This window comes from Klebsiella sp. NPDC088457 (assembly GCF_044900465.1).
Lineage (GTDB): Bacteria > Pseudomonadota > Gammaproteobacteria > Enterobacterales > Enterobacteriaceae > Klebsiella.
This window is the reverse complement of the sequence record NZ_JBJDNH010000018.1, coordinates 88,393-111,160: the sequence shown is the minus strand read 5'-3', so window position 1 is coordinate 111,160 and position 22,768 is coordinate 88,393. Positions and strand designations below refer to the sequence as shown.

At 56.4% G+C, this 22,768-nt stretch carries 24 protein-coding genes; 17 read left to right on the top strand and 7 right to left on the bottom strand.

Features of this window, described 5'->3' with window-relative positions; translation table 11 throughout:
• A partial coding sequence (ychF, locus tag ACI2JR_RS13565) for a redox-regulated ATPase YchF (RefSeq protein WP_462478774.1) occupies window positions 1–966 on the top strand: 966 nt, incomplete at its 5' end.
• A 127-nt stretch (window positions 967–1,093) separates the two neighbouring features.
• On the opposite strand, the gene ACI2JR_RS13560 is transcribed toward ychF, so the two are convergent.
• Entirely contained in the window at window positions 1,094–1,927 is an 834-nt protein-coding gene (locus tag ACI2JR_RS13560; protein ID WP_132731403.1) for an SDR family oxidoreductase, read from the bottom strand.
• Between the two features lie 93 nt (window positions 1,928–2,020).
• Between ACI2JR_RS13560 and ACI2JR_RS13555 the strand changes: the two genes are divergently transcribed.
• A complete protein-coding gene (locus ACI2JR_RS13555; protein WP_132731402.1) occupies window positions 2,021–2,983 on the top strand; it encodes a LysR family transcriptional regulator in 963 nt (320 codons plus the stop codon).
• On the opposite strand, the gene ACI2JR_RS13550 is transcribed toward ACI2JR_RS13555, so the two are convergent.
• Window positions 2,927–3,328 carry a RidA family protein gene (locus tag ACI2JR_RS13550; protein ID WP_462478773.1) on the bottom strand — a complete coding sequence of 134 codons (402 nt, stop codon included), beginning with the start codon at window positions 3,326–3,328 and terminating at the stop codon, window positions 2,927–2,929. The genes ACI2JR_RS13555 and ACI2JR_RS13550 overlap by 57 nt on opposite strands.
• A gap of 372 nt (window positions 3,329–3,700) precedes the next feature.
• Between ACI2JR_RS13550 and ACI2JR_RS13545 the strand changes: the two genes are divergently transcribed.
• The 15 genes from ACI2JR_RS13545 to ACI2JR_RS13475 all read left to right on the top strand — a co-directional run bounded on the left by ACI2JR_RS13545 (window position 3,701) and on the right by ACI2JR_RS13475 (window position 16,982).
• Window positions 3,701–4,816, top strand: coding sequence for a 1-propanol dehydrogenase PduQ (locus ACI2JR_RS13545; protein WP_132731400.1), 1,116 nt, complete (start codon window positions 3,701–3,703; stop codon window positions 4,814–4,816).
• Window positions 4,817–4,941: 125 nt separating this feature from the next.
• Window positions 4,942–5,634, top strand: coding sequence for a phosphate propanoyltransferase (gene pduL, locus ACI2JR_RS13540; protein ID WP_462478772.1), 693 nt, complete (start codon window positions 4,942–4,944; stop codon window positions 5,632–5,634).
• Window positions 5,627–5,893 (top strand): hypothetical protein, encoded by a 267-nt coding sequence (locus tag ACI2JR_RS13535; protein WP_462478771.1) that lies wholly within the window; start codon window positions 5,627–5,629, stop codon window positions 5,891–5,893. The genes pduL and ACI2JR_RS13535 overlap by 8 nt, the downstream gene beginning before the upstream one ends.
• Window positions 5,890–6,645 carry a flavoprotein gene (locus ACI2JR_RS13530; RefSeq protein ID WP_462478770.1) on the top strand — a complete coding sequence of 252 codons (756 nt, stop codon included), beginning with the start codon at window positions 5,890–5,892 and terminating at the stop codon, window positions 6,643–6,645. The genes ACI2JR_RS13535 and ACI2JR_RS13530 overlap by 4 nt, the downstream gene beginning before the upstream one ends.
• Complete coding sequence (locus tag ACI2JR_RS13525; RefSeq protein ID WP_132731396.1) at window positions 6,627–6,899, top strand: EutN/CcmL family microcompartment protein; 273 nt, start codon at window positions 6,627–6,629, stop codon at window positions 6,897–6,899. The genes ACI2JR_RS13530 and ACI2JR_RS13525 overlap by 19 nt, the downstream gene beginning before the upstream one ends.
• 19 nt (window positions 6,900–6,918) lie before the next feature.
• Window positions 6,919–7,428, top strand: a complete 510-nt coding sequence (locus ACI2JR_RS13520; RefSeq protein ID WP_462478769.1) for a heme-binding protein — start codon at window positions 6,919–6,921, stop codon at window positions 7,426–7,428.
• 26 nt (window positions 7,429–7,454) lie between these two features.
• Entirely contained in the window at window positions 7,455–8,666 is a 1,212-nt protein-coding gene (gene tdcD, locus ACI2JR_RS13515; protein ID WP_462478768.1) for a propionate kinase, read from the top strand.
• A gap of 202 nt (window positions 8,667–8,868) precedes the next feature.
• Window positions 8,869–9,150 carry a propanediol utilization system shell hexameric protein GrpH gene (grpH, locus tag ACI2JR_RS13510; protein WP_004863596.1) on the top strand — a complete coding sequence of 94 codons (282 nt, stop codon included), beginning with the start codon at window positions 8,869–8,871 and terminating at the stop codon, window positions 9,148–9,150.
• A 21-nt stretch (window positions 9,151–9,171) separates the two neighbouring features.
• The gene (gene pduB / locus ACI2JR_RS13505; protein ID WP_132731393.1) at window positions 9,172–9,957 is read left to right on the top strand and encodes a propanediol utilization microcompartment protein PduB; all 786 of its coding nucleotides are present in this window, start codon (window positions 9,172–9,174) and stop codon (window positions 9,955–9,957) included.
• A 44-nt stretch (window positions 9,958–10,001) separates the two neighbouring features.
• A complete protein-coding gene (locus ACI2JR_RS13500) occupies window positions 10,002–11,510 on the top strand; it encodes an aldehyde dehydrogenase family protein (protein ID WP_462478767.1) in 1,509 nt (502 codons plus the stop codon).
• 25 nt (window positions 11,511–11,535) lie between these two features.
• Window positions 11,536–11,835 carry a hypothetical protein gene (locus tag ACI2JR_RS13495; RefSeq protein ID WP_132731391.1) on the top strand — a complete coding sequence of 100 codons (300 nt, stop codon included), beginning with the start codon at window positions 11,536–11,538 and terminating at the stop codon, window positions 11,833–11,835.
• 10 nt (window positions 11,836–11,845) lie between these two features.
• The gene (locus ACI2JR_RS13490; protein ID WP_132731390.1) at window positions 11,846–12,421 is read left to right on the top strand and encodes a DJ-1/PfpI family protein; all 576 of its coding nucleotides are present in this window, start codon (window positions 11,846–11,848) and stop codon (window positions 12,419–12,421) included.
• Window positions 12,422–12,500: 79 nt separating this feature from the next.
• Window positions 12,501–15,044, top strand: a complete 2,544-nt coding sequence (gene grpM / locus ACI2JR_RS13485) for a glycyl radical diol dehydratase GrpM (RefSeq protein ID WP_462478766.1) — start codon at window positions 12,501–12,503, stop codon at window positions 15,042–15,044.
• A 109-nt stretch (window positions 15,045–15,153) separates the two neighbouring features.
• Window positions 15,154–16,071 (top strand): glycyl-radical enzyme activating protein, encoded by a 918-nt coding sequence (locus tag ACI2JR_RS13480; protein WP_132731388.1) that lies wholly within the window; start codon window positions 15,154–15,156, stop codon window positions 16,069–16,071.
• Between the two features lie 86 nt (window positions 16,072–16,157).
• A complete protein-coding gene (locus ACI2JR_RS13475; protein WP_462478765.1) occupies window positions 16,158–16,982 on the top strand; it encodes an MIP/aquaporin family protein in 825 nt (274 codons plus the stop codon).
• 184 nt (window positions 16,983–17,166) lie between these two features.
• Here ACI2JR_RS13475 and ACI2JR_RS13470 read toward each other — a convergent pair whose 3' ends face one another.
• The 5 genes from ACI2JR_RS13470 to ACI2JR_RS13450 form a co-directional block, all read right to left on the bottom strand.
• A complete protein-coding gene (locus tag ACI2JR_RS13470; protein WP_462478764.1) occupies window positions 17,167–17,760 on the bottom strand; it encodes a BMC domain-containing protein in 594 nt (197 codons plus the stop codon).
• An 18-nt stretch (window positions 17,761–17,778) separates the two neighbouring features.
• On the bottom strand, window positions 17,779–18,963 hold the full coding sequence (gene metK / locus ACI2JR_RS13465; protein ID WP_462478763.1) for a methionine adenosyltransferase: 1,185 nt from the start codon (window positions 18,961–18,963) through the stop codon (window positions 17,779–17,781).
• A gap of 134 nt (window positions 18,964–19,097) precedes the next feature.
• The gene (locus ACI2JR_RS13460) at window positions 19,098–20,150 is read right to left on the bottom strand and encodes an AraC family transcriptional regulator (protein ID WP_132724498.1); all 1,053 of its coding nucleotides are present in this window, start codon (window positions 20,148–20,150) and stop codon (window positions 19,098–19,100) included.
• Between the two features lie 17 nt (window positions 20,151–20,167).
• Window positions 20,168–21,397 carry a PocR ligand-binding domain-containing protein gene (locus tag ACI2JR_RS13455; RefSeq protein ID WP_462478762.1) on the bottom strand — a complete coding sequence of 410 codons (1,230 nt, stop codon included), beginning with the start codon at window positions 21,395–21,397 and terminating at the stop codon, window positions 20,168–20,170.
• Between the two features lie 362 nt (window positions 21,398–21,759).
• Complete coding sequence (locus ACI2JR_RS13450) at window positions 21,760–22,749, bottom strand: isopenicillin N synthase family dioxygenase (RefSeq protein WP_132724502.1); 990 nt, start codon at window positions 22,747–22,749, stop codon at window positions 21,760–21,762.
• Between the last annotated feature and the right edge of the window lie 19 nt (window positions 22,750–22,768).

Below are 22,768 nucleotides of genomic sequence, written 5' to 3'. Positions count from 1 at the left end.
GTGCCGATGCCCGATCCGCGTCTGGACAAGCTGGCTGAAATCGTCAAACCGCAGCGTATTCTGCCGACCACCATGGAATTCGTCGATATCGCCGGCCTGGTGAAAGGCGCGTCCAAAGGCGAAGGTCTGGGCAACCAGTTCCTGACCAACATCCGTGAAACCGAAGCTATCGGTCACGTGGTGCGCTGCTTTGAAAACGACAACATCATCCACGTCAACAATAAAGTGGATCCGGCGGATGATATCGAGGTAATCAACACCGAGCTGGCGCTGTCCGACCTCGACACCTGCGAGCGTGCGATTCACCGCGTGCAGAAGAAGGCGAAAGGCGGCGATAAAGACGCCAAAGCCGAACTGGCGGCGCTGGAAAAATGTCTGCCGCAGCTGGAAAATGCCGGTATGCTGCGCGCGCTGAAAAACCTGACCGATGAAGATAAAGCGGCCATCAAATACCTGAGCTTCCTCACCCTGAAGCCTACCATGTACATTGCCAACGTGAACGAAGACGGCTTCGAGAACAATCCGTACCTCGACAAAGTCCGTGAAATCGCCGCGGCTGAAGGCTCGGTGGTTGTCGCCGTGTGCGCCGCGGTAGAATCAGATATCGCCGAGCTGGACGATGCCGACCGTGATGAGTTCATGGCCGAGCTCGGTCTGGAAGAGCCGGGGCTGAACCGCGTGATCCGTGCCGGGTATGAACTGCTGAACCTGCAGACCTACTTTACCGCTGGGGTAAAAGAAGTTCGCGCATGGACTATCCCCGTCGGTGCTACCGCTCCGCAGGCGGCGGGTAAAATCCACACCGACTTCGAAAAAGGCTTTATCCGTGCGCAGACCATCGCCTACGAAGACTTTATTACCTACAAAGGTGAACAAGGGGCGAAAGAAGCCGGCAAGATGCGCGCGGAAGGGAAAGACTACATCGTTAAAGATGGCGATGTGATGAACTTCCTGTTCAACGTCTAAATCGTTTCTGGCCGTGCGATGGGCCCCGCGGGCCTCATCGCCGCCGTAACGCCGCAAAAATCCACGCCCCCGCGTGGATTTTTTTCATCCTGTCACCGTTGATCTCGCGTTTACTAATACCGCCTCATCACACCTTCTTATCCACGCTCAGCGCCACGGCGCGGGTCTCCTCCAGCACCTGCAACCGACTGTGCAGCGCCTCGCGGATAGAATGATAGGCCTTACCGCCCAGCGCCAGACGAAACGGCGGCGCGTCCTCGTCCGAAGCGGCAACTATCGCGGCGACGGTTTTTAACGCATCGCCGTTAATGGCGATTGTTCCCTGCGCCAGCCCGCGGCGAACTTCGCCGGCGGGGGTGCTGTCATAGCAGGCCATCGGCGGAGCCGTATCCAGTCCGCTCGCAAAATTCGTCGCGGTCGGGCCGGGTTCAGCAATAATAAAATCGATGCCAAAAGGCGCCACCTCCTGCGCAACGGACTCAATAAATCCTTCAATCCCCCATTTGGTGGCGTGATAAAGGCTGAAATTCGGCCAGGCAATCTGCCCGCCTTCTGACGATATCTGCACAATGCGCCCGCCTCCCTGCTGACGCAGGGCAGGTAATGCCGCCCGAATCAGCTGAATCGGTCCGGTGAGATTGGTGGCAATCTGACGCTCAATCTGGCTATCGGTAACCTCTTCCGCCGCGCCGAAGAGCCCGTATCCCGCGTTACTGACCAGCACATCGATACGCCCGGCGAAGTCGAACGCCTGCCGCACCACCCGGCGTACCGCATCAGCGTCCGTCACGTCCAGCAGCAGGACATGAAGCTGCCCGCCATATTGGGCCAGCAGATCATCCAGCGCGCCGGAGCGGCGCAGGGTGGCGATCACTCTGTCGCCTCGCGCCAGCAGACGCTCGGTCATCAGGCGCCCGAGGCCGGTTGAGGTACCGGTAATAAACCAGGTTTTACTGCTCATCGTGATTCTCCTGAAAAGTTATTAACCCACCGCCACAGGATATGGCATGATGATTGGCATGATAAGACTCAACAAATAGCATGAAGAGGTGAAATGAAATCACCAGTTAAAACGCCGACGCTTTCCGACCTGAAAGCCTTTATCGCCGTAGCGGAACAGCGTAGTTTTCGTCGCGCAGCGGATTTTTCCGGCGTGACCCGTTCCACATTAAGCCATGCGATCCGCGGGCTGGAAGCGCGTCTGGGCGTTCGCCTGTTACATCGCACCACGCGCAGCGTCGCGTTAACCGAAGCCGGAGAGGCGCTGCTGCGGCGTATTTCGCCGCACCTGAACGGGCTGGAGCAGGCGCTGGAAGAGGTCGCGGAGACCCAGGGGCAGATTGTGGGCACGCTGCGTATTAATGGTGGCGAAGAGGCTATTCACCTGCTGCTGCAGACGGTCGTGCCGGATTATATGGCGCGCTATCCCGGCGTGTCGCTGGATCTGGTGGTGGATGGCCGACTGGTGGATATCGTCGCCGACGGTTTTGATGCGGGGATCCGGCTGGCGGAGGATGTCCCTGCCGATATGGTGGCAGTACGTTTTGGCGAAGATGTGCGTTTCCTGGCGGTGGCGTCGCCGTCGTACCTGGCGCAGCGCCCTGCTCTCGTGACCCCGGACGATCTGGCGCACCATCAGTGCATTCGCCAGCGTTTGCCCAGCGGTAAGCGCTACCGCTGGGAGTTTTCCCGCCACGGTCAAAGCATCATGCTGGATGTCCCCGGGACGTTGACGCTCAACAGTTCGCCGCTGATGGTGGATGCGGCGATGAAAGGTCTGGGGATCGCCTATGTCCCGGACCTACACGCCCGCGCGGCGCTGGCGGATGGCCGGCTGGTCACGGTGCTGGAACCGTGGTGCCCCCCGGTTCCCGGTTTGTGCCTCTGGTTCCCGGCCAACCGGCATATGCCCGCCAGCCTGCGCGCACTGATCGATATCATTAAAGAACGGAGTCGAGACTCATCGACAAGTGGGCAGCCGGGCGGTGACCTTGATTTCAAAACGGAAGCCATATAGCCAGCTCACGCCGACGCCCGTCAGCGTCGGCCAGGGGGCTTCACCCCAGAATTCCGGCAGCACCTTCCAGACCGTGTCGATAGTCGATTGGGCATCGACCAGATACATGGTGACATCGACCACATCCGTAAAGGTACATTCTGCGGCAGCCAACACCGCATTAAGGTTTTCAAATGCCCGGCGGACCTCCTGCTCCAGCCCGGGTTCCGCTGAACCATCCTCGCGGCTTCCCACCTGACCGGAAACAAACAGAAAGCCCCCGGATTTGACGGCAGGGGAGTAGCGGTTTTGCTCATACAGCGCCTGGCGTCCTGCGGGGAATATCACATCTTCTGGCGTTCTCATCTTTTCTCCTGTTCTGGCCGCGGGGTGTTTACAGGGATGATAGGCGTCCGCATCTGCTGCCGCTATGCCCGCCGACTGGCATGAGCTGGTGAATATTATTCACGTAGCGAAGGTAAATTGCGCGGGATGACGGCGTCCCTTGCCGCCACTGAGGGGGGAAACCGCCATCATCTCATTAAGAGAGGATGGCAGCGGCATCGTTATCACGGCTCTGCACTTTTTTGTCAATGCGCAAAGACGACCGCAACCAAATCCTCACAGAGCACAAGCATTGCCAGCTTCTTCTCCCTCCCCTCATGACACAATACGTTCTCTTTTTACATCCGGAGTTTGCATCCCCGCAATCCGCTCACGGGATAAGGTAATCGAAAGATGGCGAGCTATTTTTTCTCTATTCCTGACGTCTATTTTGGTGAAGACGCCATTCAGGCATTGCGTCGACTGAACAATAAAAAGGTGGCCATTGTTACCGATAGTTTTATGGTGACTTCAGGTAAAACGCGCTACCTGATTAACGAAATGCCTCAGGCCTCGGTGTCTATTTTCAGCGAGGTCAAACCCGACCCGAGCGTGGAAATTCTGCATGCCGGTGCGGCGCAGTTTAAACGTTTCAGGCCGGATGCCATTATCGCGCTGGGCGGCGGATCGTCGCTTGACGCCGCAAAGGGGATCAAGGTCACGCTGGAAGAGTATTTCGCCGGTCATGCCATTGAGCTAATCGCGATTCCGACCACCAGCGGATCCGGCTCCGAAGTCACCGCTTACGCTATCATCGCCGATCCGCAAAACGGGCGAAAATACCCCCTGATTGCTGACGAACTGGTTCCGGACTGCGCCATCCTCGATCCGCAGCTGGTTTTATCCGTGCCTCGCCAGGTCGCGGTGGATACCGGTATGGATGTGCTGACCCACGCGATTGAGGCGCTGGTCTCCACGGGGGCAAATGATTTTAGCGACGCGCTCGCCGAGAAAGCCATCACGTTGACCTGGCGAAACCTGCCAGACATTTTCCACGATGAGAAGAATATTCAGGCACGCACGCATATGCACAACGCCTCCTGCATGGCCGGCATGGCGTTTAACTCGGCGGGACTGGGCCTGGTACACGGCATGGCACACGCCATCGGCGGTATGCTGCATATTCCGCACGGCAAAATTAACGCCATGCTGCTGCCCTTCATTATTGAATACAACGCCGGTCATGCCCCTCATGCCAGAGCGCGATATCTGCAATGCGCCGCCCTGATGGGCATCCGCGCCGCCACGCCTGACCAGACTTTGGATGCGCTGATAAGCGCCATCCGCGATATCAATCGCCATTTTGGTATTCCCGCCACGCTACGGGCGCTGGGCACAGACCTTGCGGAATTAACCTCCCTGCGTCAGCCGCTGATCGACGCGGCCCTAGCAGATGGCTGCACGGCCTCGAATCCCTGCCAGCCGCGCGCCGCGGATATAGACCAGTTGCTGACCGCCGTTGCCGGGTAACTCTGGACAAGTTTGTCCTCCCCCCGGCGGACGGTCAAAAAAGTCCTGCGTCACGGCAAAAAGCCCGACGCGGGAGTGAATATGCTGAATATCGCTTCTTTCATCACTTTCAGGTCGTTGACGTTATGCATGATAACCAGCAGCAAGCCGAATTGATCACCCGTCAGATTCTTCAGGAACTCGCCGCCCGTGGCCCGGGAGCCATAACCTCCCGGCCGGAGGGGACGCAGACGCTGGACATCCCCGTGGGCATCTCCAATCGCCATGTTCATCTCAGCCGGGAGGATATGGACATTCTGTTTGGCTATGGCTCCACCCTCACCCGGATGAAGGCGGTAAAACAGCCGGGTCAGTACGCCGCCGAAGAGACGGTAACCCTCCGCGGGCCGAAGGGAGAGCTCACCAGGGTGCGCGTTCTTGGCCCTCTGCGTAGCGCCACCCAGATTGAAATCTCCGTCTCCGACAGTTTTGTTCTGGGCGTGAAGGCTCCTCTCAGAATGTCGGGCGACCTGCAGCATTCGCCGGGGATAGAGATCATCGGCCCGCGCGGACGGGTCAGCAAAAGCGACGGCGCGATTGTTGCCTGGCGGCATATTCATATTTCGCCAGCGGAAGCCGAGCGGCATGCCCTGCGTGACGGCATGGAGATCGATGTGCGTATTGAAGGCCTGCGCGGCGGTATTCTCAGCCACGTGGTGGTTCGCGTCAGCGCTGACGCGGTACTGGAAATGCATGTCGATGTCGAAGAAGCCAATGGTTTTGGTCTACGTAACGGCGACTGTGTCAGGCGCGTGATGGCGGAATGCCGCTATGGCTGACAGCGCGGCAATCCGGCGGTTACCGATTCTGGCAGCGCGGCGCAGCGGCGAGGCGTTGCCAGCCGGCGTGGCCCCTGGCCAGGCCCATATCGCATTAGCCGTAGCGGATGAAAAAGGAAACCCGGTCGGCGGCGCAAACAGCTTGCGCCACTTTGCCGATGTTTCCCGGCACGCCGGCACATGCGTCATTCCGGCGATACCATCGCTGCTGGTGGCGCCGGTCGTTGCCATACACCGCCGCCGGGGAGGAGAGCGATGAACTCACAACGACTCTCTCAGCTGCTCGATACCATCATTGATAACGTGCTGGCCCAGCGCCAGCGGGCCCTCCAGTCACGCAGCCGGGTGATGCGCGTGGTGTTAAGCGGGGAGGATCTCACCACCTTGCCCACCACGCTGGATTGCCTCACCGCCCTGGACCGGAGCGGCTACCTGCTGGTCATCGCCTCTTCCCACAGCGCAACGCAGTCGCCATTGCACGCTGCCTGTCTGGAAGCGCTGGCACGCCGCGGGGTGGATGTCCTGTGCGATAACCAGGCGCCCGCGCAAACGGCCGCCGCATTCAATGCGCTGTTCCTGCCCGCGCTGTCCACTAACAGCCTGAGCAAAATCGCATTGGGCCTGTGCGATAACCTGGTGTGCCGCTGGGCATTTCATGCGCTCAGCCTGAATAAACCGACGATCGTGACGCTCAACGCCGAATGCCGGGAAGACTCAGCCCACCGGCTCCCGCCGGCGTTTCGGGCACGGCAGGCCAATTACCTTGCCACCCTCGCGGAGTATGGCGTCACCGTCATCGGCCAACCCAGGGCAAACCCGCCCCCCTCGCCGTCGCCCCGCGCCGGCAGGCCGCTGATGACCCTTCGCGATGTACGCCGGCAGCCGAAAGGCGCCGTTTTACGTATCGCTCAGCGTACGCTCATCACCCCCGCCGCACGCGACGAGCTGCGCGCCCGGGGTATCACCCTCGTTGAGGGGCACCAGGAGGAAATATGTATCTGGCAAAAGTAACCGGGGCTCTGGTGTCGACCACTAAACACGCCTCGCTCAATGGCGCGAAACTGCTGATTGTCGCCCGTCTGGATGAACACTATCAGCCCACGGGGACAGCGCAGGTCGCCGTGGATTTCGTCGGGGCGGGGAATGGCGAAACGGTGATTATCACCACCGGCAGCTCCGCGCGAATGAGCACCAGTAAAGAACACTCCGTTATCGATGCCGCCGTGGTCGGCATTGTCGATTCACTCGACCTGAATGGTCAGTAGGTCACCGCGAGGAAACACCATGCTCCCGACGCCGAATAACGAACTGGAACACCGTATCGACAAAGCGATTGCGCGCCAGCTCGCCCCGCGCCATGGCTCGCTGAGCCTGACGAATGCCGCATCGCTGGCAAAATATGCCGCGGATGCCGCAGAGACCGCCAATGTGCCCATCGTGTTCAGTCTGGTGGATGCCTGCGGTCAGCAGCGTTACTTCTTTAGTATGGAAAACGCCCTGCTTATCAGCCATACGCTCGCAACGCAAAAGGCCTGGACGGCGGTGGCGCTGAAGATGCCGACCCATCAGCTCGCCGCGCACGTACAGCCTGGCGCCAGCCTTTACGGCCTGCATAGCGCACCGGGCATCTGCTGCTTTGGCGGCGGGCTCCCCTGCTGGTCCGCGGGCGTACTGCTCGGCGCGATTGGCATCAGCGGCGGGAGCGTCGAGGAAGACATCGCCATTGCGCGTTTGACTCTCGAACGTTTCAGCCGTGAACAGTTTTCACTCACACCATGCAATGGGTCTTTCTAAAAAGACTGCTACAGACAGGGGTTATCATGTCGTCAGCTTCACTGGTTCTGGTTATTAATTGTGGTTCATCTTCTCTTAAATTCTCAGTCATGCCACGCGGCCAGGACGCACCGCTGCTTTCCGGGATTGCGGAAAAGCTGGGGCTGGAAGATGCCTGCATGACGTTTAAAGACGCGGAGGGTAACAAAACGACCGGGCGGCTTGACGATGCCAGCCATCACTGCGCGTTAACCACCCTCTTTGCGACACTCGAAAGTCAGGCATTGCTCGCCCGCGTGTGCGCCATCGGCCATCGGGTGGCCCACGGCGGCAGTGACTTCAAACAATCGGTACGCCTTACCGCGGCGGTGATTAGCCGCATTCGGGAACTTTCGGCGCTGGCGCCTTTGCATAATCCCGCCAACCTGATCGGCATTGAGGCGGCCATGACGCTTCTGCCAGAGCTGCCGCAGGTTGCCGTGTTTGATACCGCCTTCCATCAGACGCTACCGCCAGAAGCCTATACCTACGCCATCCCGCTTGAGTATCTGCAGCAGCATCAGGTCAGACGCTATGGTTTTCATGGCACATCTCATCGTTTTATCGCCGCCGAGGCCGTGACGCGTCTGAAACTCGATCCCGCTAACCACGGCATTTTGATTGCGCACCTGGGTAACGGCGCCTCGGTATGCGCAGTCAAAAATGGGCAAAGCGTGGATACCTCGATGGGTATGACCCCGCTGGAGGGGCTGGTGATGGGAACGCGTTGCGGCGATCTGGATTTTGGCGCCGCGGCCTATATCGCCCGCTGTACCGGGCAGACCATCGAATCGCTCTACCGCATGGTCAATAACGATGCGGGGCTGTTCGGTCTCTCCGGCCTCTCCAGCGACTGTCGCACGCTACAGGAAGCGCGCAGCACCGGCGATCCTCGGGCCACGCTGGCGATTGATGTCATGGTTCACCGGCTTGCCCGCCATCTTGGCGCCCATCTGGCCTCGTTACACCGCTTTGATGCGCTGATCTTCACCGGTGGCATCGGCGAAAACTCGGCGCTGGTGAGGGAGCTCACCGCTAAACGGCTGGCGATATTTGGGGTCCATCTCGACAGCGTGAAGAATGGGCAAATATTTGCCGGCCGGGAGGGGGTTATCTCATTGCCCGGCCATCCCATTGTCGCCGTGATACCCACCAATGAAGAACAGATGATTGCGCAAGATGCGGCCGCGCTCGCTGCCCGGTTAGAGAGCGTGGCCTGAGCAACTCGCCGCCCCGATCTTGCCGGGGAGGATTTTATTGTCCGGGTTAATAGCGAAAAACAAGAAAGTCTCTCTGGCGGGCAAAACATTTTGTCCTGAGCGCAATAACATCGTAGTGCATGAATTTATTAAGTACATGAATGCAACCCGCGCGGTTATTTCATGACTTGCTTTTACTCTCACCTGGAATATTGAGGTCGTTATGCAACAAGAAGCATTAGGTATGGTTGAAACAAAAGGTCTGGTTTCCGCAATTGAAGCCGCAGATACCATGGTTAAATCTGCTAACGTCACCCTGGTTGGCTATGAAAAAATTGGCTCAGGGTTAGTAACCGTCATGGTTCGCGGCGATGTAGGTGCGGTAAAAGCGGCCACGGATGCTGGTTCGGCGGCGGCAGGCAAAGTCGGGGAACTGGTCTCCGTACACGTTATTCCGCGCCCGCATATTGAAGTGGAAAAAATCCTGCCGAAAGCCGTCAGTTAATACAGCCAGAGGATACTGACCATGAGAGATAATCTTGTTGAACAGATTATATCTGAAGTAATGAATAAACAGACTGATGCGAGCACAAATAATAAAACGGTGGCCAGTGTTATCGGCTGCGGTTTAACAGAATTTGTCGGTACCGCCCTCGGGCATACTATCGGATTGGTTATTGCCAATGTCGACCATCAATTACATGAAGTCATGAATATCGACAAGAAATATCGCTCAATCGGTATTCTTGGCGCCCGCACCGGGGCCGGCCCGCATATCTTTGCCGCGGATGAAGCGATTAAAGCCACCAACAGCGAAATTCTCTCTATTGAGCTGGCTCGCGATACCGAAGGCGGCGGCGGCCATGGCTGCTTGATTATTTTCGGCGCTTCCGATGTGTCCGATGTTCGCCGCGCGGTGGAAGTAGCGCTGGGCGAAATTCAACGCACCATGGGCGATGTCTATGGCTCGCCGGCAGGTCATCTGGAGTTCCAGTACACCGCGCGCGCCAGCAGCGCCCTTAATAAGGCATTTGGCGCGCCGCTGGGTAAATCCTTCGGTCTGACCTGCGCCTCTCCGGCGGCGATTGGCGTCGTGGTGGCTGATGCCGCCGCCAAGGCCGCCGTCATCGAGCCGGTGGGATACGCCAGCCCGGCGCACGGCACCAGCTTCAGTAATGAGGTGATCTTCACTTTTGCCGGCGATTCCGGTGCGGTGCGGCAAGCGGTCATTGCCGCCAGGGACGTCGGGAAGCAGCTGCTGGCGACCCTCGATCCGGCCCCGCTCAAATCGACCACCACGCCGTACATTTGATGATGGGTAAAAACGCGTGCCTAGCGCAGTAAGGAATATACAGCATGAACGATCTTGAAATTACTCAGGCCGTCTCCCGCGTGCTGAGTAAATACAGCAAAACGACGGCGCCAGCGCCCGAGCAGAGCGCCCCGATCGCCGCCTCGCCTCTCGACCGGGAGAGCATCGAAGCGATTGTCGCCAGCGTGCTGGCAAGCCATGCCGGACCCGCAACCGCCGGCGACAGCGCATCCGCGGAGGGCGTTTTTGCGACGATGGACGAAGCCATTACGGCAGCGCAGCAGGCGCAAATCCAGTATCGCCACTGTTCAATGCAGGATCGCGCCCGTTTTGTTGGCGGCATTCGCCAGTTTTTCCTGCAGGAGGACATCTTACAAACTCTCTCCACCATGGCCGTGGAAGAGACCGGGATGGGTAATTATGCCGACAAGCTGGTGAAAAACCGCGTTGCCGCGCAAAAAACGCCGGGGGTCGAAGATTTGGTCACCTCCGCACAGAGCGGCGACGGCGGCCTGACGCTGAGCGAATACTCCGCCTATGGCGTCATTGGCTCGATCACCCCCACCACCAATCCGACGGAGACCATTATCTGCAACACCATCGGCATGCTGGCGGCGGGCAACTCGGTGGTGTTCAGCCCGCATCCCCGTTCACGCCATGTTTCGCTGCACTGCGTCTCCCTCATCAACCAGCAGCTGGCCCGCCTGGGCGCCCCTGATAATCTGGTGGTGACGGTCGCCAGCCCGTCGATTGCCAACACCAACGCATTAATCAGCGATCCGCGGATCAATATGCTGGTGGCGACAGGCGGACCGGCGATTGTGAAAACCGTGATGTCGTCCGGTAAGAAGGCGATCGGCGCGGGCGCGGGCAACCCTCCGGTGGTGGTGGATGAGACCGCGAATATTGAGAAAGCCGCCCGGGATATCATCAACGGCTGCAGCTTCGATAACAACCTCCCCTGCGTGGCGGAAAAAGAGGTCATTGTCGTCAATGAAGCGGCTGACTACCTGATCCATTGCATGAAAAAAAGCGGCGCCTGGCTGCTGTGCGACCGGCAGCAGATTCAGCAACTGCAGGCGCTGGTGCTGAATGAAAAAGGGACCGGCCCGAACACCGCGTTTGTGGGCAAAGACGCCCGCTACATTCTGCAGCAAATTGGCATTAGCGTGCCGGAAGAGATCAAAGTGGTGCTGATTGAAACCGAACGCGACCATCCCTTCGTGGTACACGAATTGATGATGCCGATTCTGCCGGTGGTCCGGGTAGAGAATGTCGATGAAGCGATCGATCTGGCGGTAAAGGTCGAGCATGGCAATCGCCACACCGCCATGATGCACTCGACCAACGTCGAAAAACTCACCAAAATGGCGCGACAGATCCAGACCACGATTTTTGTAAAAAACGGTCCCTCATATGCCGGACTTGGCGTCGGGGGCGAGGGGCACGCCACGTTTACTATTGCCGGCCCGACCGGTGAAGGGCTGACGTCGGCGCGCAATTTCGCCAGACATCGCCGGTGCGTGATGGTTGAAGCGCTCAATATTCGTTGACAGCAGCACAGTAGGTGGCCCAGCCATGAAAAAACGCATTATCAACGCGCCGATGCCGGAAACGCTGGCCATGCTAAAACGGCGGATGCCTTCAGAATCGCGCAACCGGCTGGAAAGCATCCGCATTGACGCGATCGGGTTGGTGATGCTGCCGGTAGCGGATCTGTACTTTTACGCCGATCTGGCAAGTAAAAGCGCGCACGTTGCGGTATCGGAGATCTTCGGTAGCTGCCCGCAGCATATCACGACGCTGGCCATCTTTGGCGAGATCGCCGCGGTGCATGAGGCCATGCGTATTATTGAGGATGATGACAGTACATTCTGAGAGTTCGCTTATGAAAAGAATTTTGCTGCTCGCAGGCGATTTCTCTGAAGACTATGAAGTCATGGTGCCATGGCAGGCATTAAGCATGTTAGGTTTCAGAGTTGATGTCGTTTGCCCCGGGAAACGCAGCGGGGAATATATTAAGACCGCGATTCATGACTTTGAAGGCGATCAAACCTATACCGAAAAACCGGGTCACTTATTCCGCTTAACCGCTTCGTTTGATGAAATCAGGATGCAGGAATATTGTGGAATTTATATAACCGGCGGTCGTGCGCCAGAATATTTACGTCTCAACAGAACGGTATTAAATATTATTCACTATGCGGATAATATTGCGCTACCTATTGCGGCAATTTGTCATGGCCCGCAAATTCTGGTGGCCGCCGGCGTATTAAAAGAAAAGAAGCTGACGGGATATTTCACCTTAAAGCCTGAAGTTGAACTGGCCGGTGGCATCTGGATCAACGCGGCGAATCATGAAGCCGTCCAGGACGGTAACCTGGTCACCGCCGCCACCTGGATGGGGCACCCGGAAATATTACGTCAATTTATTCGTTTAATCGGCAGCAACATTATTAGCTAGCGTACCCGTCACTGCCGTCAGGTAACACAACTCAGGTGTGGTTAATGAATCACGCTTATATTATTTCGGGAGTTATTGTATGTTAGAGAAAGGCTTTACTCATCCGACCGATCGTGTGGTAAGACTGAAAAATATGATTCTGCAGGCTAAACCTTATGTGGAATCTGAACGTGCGGTACTGGCAACCGAAGCTTATAAAGAGAATGAACACCTTCCCGCGATTATGCGGCGGGCAAAAGTCGTTGAGAAAATATTCAATGAACTGCCGGTGACCATCCGTCCTGATGAATTAATTGTCGGCGCGGTCACCATCAACCCACGTTCGACGGAAATTTGCCCTGAATTTTCCTACGACTGGGTCGAAAAAGAGTTCGAAACCATGGCGCAACGGGTTGCCGACCCGTTTATCATTGAGAAGAAAACGGCCGACGAGCTGCGCCAGGCCTTTCAATACTGGCCGGGTAAAACCACCAGTTCGCTGGCGGCGTCCTATATGTCCGCAGGGACAAAAGAGAGTATGGGCAACGGCGTGTTCACCGTGGGTAACTACTTCTTCGGCGGAGTCGGGCACGTCAGCGTTGACTATGGCAAAGTGCTGAAAATCGGCTTTCGCGGAATCATCGATGAAGCGACCCGCGCGCTGGAAAACCTCGATCGCGGCACCTCGGATTACATCAAAAAAGAGCAGTTTTATCACGCCGTTATTCTGAGCTATCAGGCGGCAATCAATTTTGCGCACCGCTATGCCCAGGAAGCCGCTCGTCTTGCCCGCGAAGAGCGCGACCCTGCACGCCAGCGCGAGCTGGAGCACATTGCGCAAAACTGTACCCGCGTGCCGGAATACGGCGCGACGACGTTCTGGGAGGCCTGCCAGACGTTCTGGTTTATACAGAGCATGCTGCAGATTGAATCCAGCGGCCACTCTATTTCTCCCGGCCGTTTCGATCAGTATATGTATCCCTATCTGGCGGCGGATAAATCCATCAGCAGCGAATTTGCCCAGGAGCTGGTGGACTGCTGCTGGATCAAACTGAATGATATCAACAAAACGCGCGATGAGATTTCCGCCCAGGCCTTCGCCGGCTATGCCGTGTTCCAGAACCTGTGCGTTGGCGGTCAGACCGAGGACGGTCGCGATGCCACCAACCCATTGACCTATATGTGCATGGAAGCGACGGCCCACGTCCGTTTGCCGCAGCCCTCCTTCTCCATTCGCGTCTGGCAGGGCACGCCGGATGAGTTTCTCTATCGCGCCTGCGAACTGGTGCGGCTTGGTCTTGGCGTTCCGGCGATGTACAACGACGAGGTGATCATTCCGGCGCTGCAAAACCGCGGAGTATCGCTGCATGACGCCCGCGACTACTGCATTATCGGCTGCGTGGAGCCGCAGGCGCCGCATCGTACCGAAGGCTGGCATGACGCGGCCTTTTTCAACGTGGCGAAGGTACTGGAAATCACCCTCAACAACGGCCGTTCTGGTCGTCAACAACTCGGCCCGGTCACCGGCGAGATGACGCAGTACACCAGCATCGACGACTTCTACGCCGCCTTCAAACAACAGATGGCGCACTTCGTCCACCAGCTGGTGGAAGCGTGCAACAGCGTCGATATCGCCCACGGCGAACGCTGCCCGCTACCGTTCCTGTCGGCGCTGGTCGATGACTGTATTGGTCGCGGCAAATCCCTGCAGGAAGGCGGCGCGATTTATAACTTTACCGGTCCGCAGGCCTTCGGCATCGCAGATACCGGCGACTCCGTCTATGCCATACAGAAACAGGTCTTCGAAGATCGGCGTCTGACGCTGCAGGAGCTGAAAGGGGCGCTGGATGCTAACTTCGGCTATCCGTCAGGAGGGAACCCTCATGCCGGGTCGGCGAAAGCCTCTTTGGACGAGCAGGATATCTACGACGTGGTCAAACGTATTATCGACCAGCACGGCTCGCTCAATCCGGCAGCGATTAAAAATGAAGTTTACCGCCAGCTCTCCAGCGCCGGCTCAGCGCCGGCCACGGACAGCTCCCGCTATCAAGAGATCCGTCATATTCTGGAAAACACCCCGAGCTTCGGTAACGACATCGACGACGTGGACCTCGTCGCCCGTCATTGCGCGCTGATTTATTGCCAGGAAGTGGAGAAGTATACCAACCCACGCGGCGGCCGTTTCCAGGCCGGGATCTACCCGGTATCCGCTAACGTTCTGTTTGGTAAGGACGTCGGCGCCCTCCCGGATGGCCGTCTGGCGAAAGAACCGCTGGCCGACGGCGTCTCTCCGCGTCAGGGGAAAGATACCCTTGGCCCTACCGCAGCGGCCAACTCGGTGGCGAAACTGGATCACTTCATCGCCTCGAACGGCACCCTCTATAACCAGAAATTCCTGCCCTCCTCTCTGGCGGGCGAAAAGGGTCTGCGTAACTTCGGCGGGCTGGTGCGCAACTACTTCGATAAGAAAGGGATGCACGTTCAGTTCAACGTGATTGACCGCAACACGTTGCTGGAAGCGCAGAAAAACCCGCAGCAGCATCAGGACCTGGTAGTACGCGTCGCCGGCTATAGCGCTCAGTTCGTGGTGCTGGCTAAAGAAGTTCAGGATGACATTATCAGTCGTACCGAGCAGCAATTCTGATTTTGCCCTACCGATCGGGGCCGTACTGGTACGCATGGCCCCTTATCAGACCCGATTTTAGCGGCTGACTTGCTGTTGCCTGATGGTCGCTTTTTTGACGAGTGATGTTATGAACAGAGTCGAATACGATACCGAAGGCGTTTTATTTAATATTCAACGCTATTCCCTGCATGATGGTCCCGGCATCCGCACCATCCCTTTTTTTAAAGGCTGCCCGCTGGCCTGCAGGTGGTGCAGCAATCCGGAATCGCAGCGCCCGCAACCTGAGTTAATTTATAAAAAGAGCGATTGTATCCGCTGTGGAAAATGCGTCGATGTTTGTCAGCAGCATGCGCTCTCCCCCGGCAATCCCTTTTTCATCGACCGCGAGCGCTGCATTCAGTGCGGTAAATGCACGCAAGTCTGCCCGACTCGGGCGTTGGAAATGAAAGGGAAACGCATGACCGTCAGCGAGGTGATGCGTGAATTACAGAAAGAGGAGAACCTGTTTCGTCGTTCAGGCGGGGGGATTACCCTGTCAGGCGGCGAACCGCTGGCACAAGCGGAATTTGCCCGTGAGCTTTTAAAAGCCTGTAAAGCAAAAGGGTGGCACACGGCGATGGAAACCACCGGGATGGCCAGCAAAGAGGTGATTGAGGAGGTCTTTCCGTGGGTTGACCTGGCGCTGACGGATATTAAAGCCATTAACCCGGTGGTTCATGAACAAAATACCGGCGTCAATAACGAGCGGATTCTGGAAAACCTTATCCGTATTTCCTTTATCACCCACGTTATTGTTCGCATTCCCGTCATTCCCGGCGTCAACGATAGCGCAGATGAGATTCGCAGCATTGCCGAATTTGCCCGGCTCATGTCCGGCGTTGATACCCTTCATCTGCTGCCTTATCACACCTTTGGTGAAAATAAATATAACCTGCTGGGCCGCATTTATCCCATGGGCGAGGCAAAGTCGCATCCCGAGGACAAAATGGCCAGCCTGAAAAAAGTCGTCGAATCGATGGGGTTTCACTGCCATATCGGCGGTTAACCAGCAGCATGATTTAGCTCTCTTATCCTTTGTCCCCAGCAGCGTTAAGAGATGAAACCACGCATCGCTTAATACAGGAAAAAACTATGAGTGAATCTCGTGAAGCAGTTACCGGGCCTTGTCTTGCGGAATTTCTGGGCACCGGCTTATTTATGTTTTTCGGTACCAGCGTGCTGTGCGCGGCAAAACTCGCCGGCGCCAGCTTTGGTCTTTGGGAAATCTGCATCGTGTGGGGCCTGGGTATCGCTCTGGCGGTCTATCTGACGGCGGGCATCTCGGGCGCGCACCTTAACCCGGCGGTCACTATCGCGCTATGGATGTTCGCCAGCTTTGACGCCAAAAAAGTGGTGCCCTATATTCTGGCCCAGATGGCCGGGGCGTTTTGCGGCGCCGCGCTCACCTATCTCCTTTACCACAATATGTTCGCCGACTATGAACAAGCCCACCAAATGGTACGCGGCAGTCAGGACAGCCTGTATCTGGCCAGCATATTCTCCACCTATCCGGCGGCGAATATCAGCGTCTGGCTGGCGGCGCTCGTGGAAATCGTCATTACCTCAATGCTGATCGGTCTTATTATGGCACTGACCGATGATGGCAACGGCGTGCCGAAAGGGCCGCTTGCACCGCTGTTAATCGGTTTACTGGTGGCGGTGATCGGCGCCGCGACCGCGCCGCTCACCGGATTTGCCATGAACCCGGCCCGCGACTTCGGTCCGAAACTGTTTACCTTTCTGAACGGCTGGGGATCGATGGCGATGACGGGCGGTAGAGAGATTCCCTACTTCCTTGTCCCGCTGATTGCGCCGGTGGTGGGCGGGATCGTCGGGGCGGCCATTTACCGCTTTGGCATCGGACGCCATCTGCCCGCCGCCAAAGCCGGCAAGACGGTGAATAACCCCACGCCTTGATGATGCTCCCGGGACCCACAACTCCGCCAGCCCCTGCTGGCCGCGGCGGAGTTTGCCCCACGGCGGGCCTCCGATAATCCTTCCCATCGACCGTTCTTCCCTTCCCACCGCCCGTTCTCATAGCGGGGTCATCCTTCCGTCGTAAAAAAGCCACCCGCAGGTGGCTCGTCAGGCAATTATCACGTTAGCGTCGGGGGCTTTTGGGACGAGGACGCGCGGGTTTGGGCGCCGCCTTTTCCGCCGGCGTACTGATGATGCGATCGCCGCCATTTTCCGTCTCATCACCCTGCTCGCTACGCTGCGGCGATTCGCTTGCCTGGGTGGCGGACTCTCCGCTTAGCGGTGCCTCAGCGCACACGCTGTCGCTTAGCTCACCGCAAGAGGCCGCCGTCATATCAGGTTCGACATTAACCACCGGAATGGCGACCGCTTTCTGTTCCGCCGCCGGGGGTAGCACTGTCGCGGCGGCCGCCACAGGGTCGGGAGCAATACCGCAGGTTTCCGTGGAGGCAATCAGGCTATCGATGCTGGTTGCGGTACGGGCGATGATTTTCCACGCGTAGACGCTCCCCACCCGGCTGGCCGCAGCCACACCGGCAGCGACGGCGGCGTTCATGGCGCCAACCTCACCGCTAAACTTTACCGTCACCAGTCCCCCGCCTTTCGTCAGCTCGTATCCGATCAGGCCGACATTAGCCGATTTCATTGCGGCATCGGCGGCTTCTACCGCCACCGTTAAGCCGACGGTTTCAATTAAGCCTAAACTCTGCCCGGACATAACTTTCTCCTGTTATTTTCAATGCAATGGGGGACACAGGGGCGCACACCGAGGCGCGGCGACATCGTCACGCAGCTGCTCAGCCTTATCCGTGCGTTCCCATGGAAATGTTTCCCGGCCGAAGTGGCCGTAGCACGCCGTCTGGCGGTAACGTGGCGCCAGCAAATCGAGCTGACGGATAATGCCGTAAACGCTGAGGTCGAAATGATGCGCAACCAGCTGCTGCAGACGTTGCGCCGCCACTTTGCCTGTGCCAAAGGTGTTAATGCGCACCGCGACCGGGCGGGAAAGGCCAATGGCCCAGGCCAGCTGAACTTCACAGCGCGTAGCTAACCCGGCGGCGACGATATTTTTCGCCACATAGCGCGCGGCGTAGGCCGCTGAACGATCGACCTTAGACGGATCTTTACCCGAAAACGCCCCGCCGCCATGGCATGCCGCGCCGCCGTAGGTATCGACGATGATCTTACGCCCGGTCAAACCGCAGTCCGCTGCTGGGCCGCCGTGGATGAAGGAGCCCGCGGGATTAATCAATAGCCGGGTGGCTGATGTCAGCCAGCGCGCCGGAATAACCGGTTTAATGATCTCTTCAACCACGGCTTCACGCAGCGTGGCGAGCGGGATATCGGCGCGGTGCTGTGTTGAGATAACGATGGTATCGGCATGGCCTATTTGCCCGTTGCCGTAATACAGCGTGACCTGGCTTTTGGCATCCGGCAATAATCCATCCAGCTGGCACGTTTTACGTAACATCGCCTGCCGTTCCATCAGCCGGTGGGCGTACAGAATGGGCGCGGGCATCAGCTGCGGCGTTTCATCGCAGGCATAGCCGAACGTCATCCCCTGGTCGCCGGCGCCGAGTGAGAGCGGATCGCTGGCGCGAATCCCTGCGGCAATATCCGCGGATTGTCTGCCCAGCATGCTGATGACCGCACAGGTCGCGGCATCAAAGCCTTTCGAGGAGTGGTCGTAGCCGATAGATTTAACGGTCGCGCGGACAATCTGTTCGATATCGATAGTCGCGGCGGAAGAGATTTCCCCGGCCAGAATAACCGCGCCGGTTTTTACCAGACATTCACAGGCAACTTTGGACCAGGGATCGTTGAGCAAACAGGCGTCAAGAATGGCGTCGGAAATCTGGTCCGCGATCTTATCCGGATGCCCTTCGGCAACGGATTCCGAAGTAAAAACATATTCATCCACGGCAGGGCCACTTTATGAAGAAGAGAGTCTCATCTTAGCGGCCCGCGGCGCCGCGGCGAATAAACTATCTTGCCGCCATAGCGGACTTTTTTGCGCTCCCCTGTTGCGCAAGCGCAAAAAATGGCAGGGCAATATCAGCACGCCTGCGACGAGGTGAGACGGCGATAATCTGACGGCGCAATCCCCGTTTCTTTTTTAAAGATCCGGCAGAAGTAATTGGCATCCTGCCAGGAAAGCTCCAGTGCAATAGTATTGACTTTCAAATCACTGAATTGCAGGAGCGATTTTGCCATGGCGATTTTACGGTTGGTAATATAGCTTGAGAACCCGGTCCCCATGCTCTTTTTAAACGCCCGGCTCAAATAGCATGGGCTGACAAAGGACTCTGCCGCAATATCATCGAGGGTCATGTTTTGCAGGATATTCTTTTCAATATGAAAACATGCTCTGGTAACAAAATCCATGCTGCTACAGGTACTTTTAAACAGCTGTTCAAAAATGTCGCCACTGATATTTAACAATCCGCTCATCACCCGCCAGTAATGGCTGGCGGGCAAACCCTGCTGGTGAATGCTGTGAATCATTGCGCCTATTTTGTTACGGCCAGGGGCATATTTATCCCCCAGACCGGCAAGATGCTGCTGGAGCAGTTCCAGAACGTCGGTCAGCGTTTTCGGCCGATCGCTAGCGGGGGTTTGCTCCGCGTACGCCGTATTAAGCAAATTAAGTAAAAATTCGTGCCAGCCAGGATAATCACAGCGGCTAATCAGATCGTGGATCCTCTGCCGCAGCTCACGCGTGGCGACGGCCCCCTCCTCATCTACCCGCAACGTTTTGCGGATAGTATCGTGCAGAATGCTTTGCTTCACGGGTTTCAACAGGTAATCATCTACTTTCAGGCTTAGCATCTGGCGAACAATTTCAAAGTCATCGTTTGCCGTTGTGACAATCACTTTGGTCGCGGTATTCTTCTGCTTGAGATACTCAATAACCTGATTACCATTAGGCAGCGGGATGTTGATATCCACAAACATCATATCTATTTGACTAAGCCGATCGATGAGTTGAATTGCTTTCTTTCCCGTCGCCGCTTCATGAATAACGGAGTTCTCTACGCAGCGGGAAATGATGCGTTTTAACGATTCGGATTCAATATATTCATCTTCGACAATCACAATATTGTACATACTCACACACTCCAGGCTCAGGCCGGGGCCATCGGGAACCGTAGTTTTATGGTGGTACCAAGCATCGGCTTATGGGGACTGGTAATTTGCAAAGCATAACTTTCACCAAATAACAGCTGGAGACGGTTTTTAATATTATTAATACCAATGCCCCCTTTCTGCCGATTCTGCTTGCCAGAGAGAATATGCTCAATATCCTCTGGTGAAATGCCGTCGCCATTGTCGGTGATTTCGATAATTACATCCTTGCCATCGTCACTAGCCCGCAGAACGATATGACTTTTGGTTTCACGTGGTTCCACCACATAATTAAAGAAATTCTCCACCAGCGGCTGAAGAATTAAGAACGGGCAAACTGTTTCATTGTATTTTTCGGGGATATCGCAAACATAGTCAAACCGCTCATTCATTCTGACCTTCTGAATTGACATGTAGCAATTCACATAATTCATCTCCCGCCCAAGAGTAATCAGGCCATTGTTATTCTTGCGCAGTAAATAGCGCATCATATCGGAAAAATCATGCACCATCGTTTCCGTACGGCTGGCATCCTCGAGAAACGCCAGACGACCGATGGTGTTCAGCACATTAAACAGAAAATGAGGGTTAATCTGGTATGAAAGCGCTTTAAACTCGGCTTCATGTAATGAGCGTTCAATTTCAACCCGTTTACGCAACTCGTTGGTTAACTCCTGATCCTTTTGCCGCAGTTCACGCTGAATATTGTTGGCATGAGCCTGCTCAACCAGATATGACGCGACGTGGAGTAACGTGTAGGCGGTGGATTCGAACCGTTCATAAGGCATGCGCTGCGTATTTTCATGCAGATTAATCAGCCAGGGATTTTCTTGCCACAGATGATTATTATTCAGGATGTAGGGGATGGTTTGCTCTTTCTCAGCTTCGACCTTCACCTGGCCAGAAATAAACGCGCCAAGATAGTGATCGTTAATCATGATGGGGACGGCAAACTCGACAAAACCACAGTAACAGCGATACACCACCGGCTCTCCGGCGAGCATGGCCACCTGCCCACCGGCGCTGTCGCTGTCATAGCAATGGCGGGCCAGCGTGTCATTCATCCTTGAGCGCGCACAAAAATCTGAAAACCCGCTGGGGCGCGTCACCGGAATACCTTCCTGATCCACCACCACCAGGGCAATCATCATGGATTTACTAAAATTGTCCTGCAGCGTTTGCAGGCGGTCAACATCAAGAAATTCGTGTAATTTGTAGTTATTTTTCATGATATCCACCAGGTCAGGTCAAATGCAGCTAAACCATACCCTATTTACCGCTTAAAAATGATGAAATCGCTCACAAACAAAAAATGAATTGTATGAGTAATGTTAATATAGTGACTATGTTGTTTCTGTTTTTATTATATTAATTAACATCCTTTAACGGGAAATAATATAAAGTCGCGCATCTCGATTTATCAATAAAATAAAAAAGAGACGCTCGCTAACCGGCTGCCGTTCAGGCGATTAAAATGAAATCCCTGTTTCGCGAATAGCCGCTCCCGATGAACAACAAACCACGCCATGGCGTGGTTTGTTGTTTTATGACCGCTTCATGAAGCGGCGCGTAACGACCGCCGTCAGGACACCTATCCTTTGGCAAAATTGGCCTGAATACGCTGCTGCAGATAGGCCTCCGCGGTAATCGGCGGATATTTCGCCTGCGGTCCCAGGATCTCGACATCTTTATTGGCCTGACAGAAAAACGCCAGGCTATAGCGCGGTCCCTGATACTCATGCGCAAGCGGGCTTCTCACCCGGTGGAAGTTAGAGGGGAGCTGGTCGTCGCTCCAGCGCATCAGCATATCGCCGATATTACAGGTGATCACCTCCTCGCGAGGCTCAATGCTGGTCCACTGCTGGCTCTCGCGGTCCTTACCCGGACACACCTGCAGCCCGCCCTGCCCCAGGCGCTGGAATAGCAGCGTCAGGCAGTCAAAATCCGTATGGGCGCCGGCGCGCCACATCCCCTGCTGCGCCTGGTCGCTGGCGTAGTAGTGCAGCATGCGCAATGTGCTCTGGTAGGTTTCACGATTCGGATCGTGAGCGGTGGTAAAAAACGACTCCGGAAACCCCAGCTTTAAAGCAAAGCAAGACAGCAGCTTCATCCCCAGCTGCCAGCACCGGGATTCAAACTCCAGCATCGTCTTTCTGAACGCCGGCAGCTCCTGGTCGCTGGGCCACAGCCCCGCCATCAGCGGACGGGTAATCTGGTATGACTCTTTTTGATCCGGCGTCTTCGTCGACGGTCGGACCTGCGCCTTGCTTTCCCAACCGGCATTGCGGGCCAACGGATACTGCCCCTTCACCTCATCGGGCAGGGCGAAAAACGCCTCGGTCATGCTGAACGCCTGGCGGATATCCGCCAGCGGAATACCGTGATGGCTAACCTGGAAGAAGCCAATCTCCACTGCCGCCTCCCACAGGCGATCGGCGATCTCACTTTTCCTTTCCTCAAAATTTGAGAGATCGATGCAGCGGACTTCGCGGGTAAACGTCTCTTCCCCCGGCGCGCCCATCAGCGCTTCGTTCTCCAGTTCCTGTAATGCATAGCCCTGATTCTGAATGGATTGCGTCATTATGATTGTCCTGTATTGG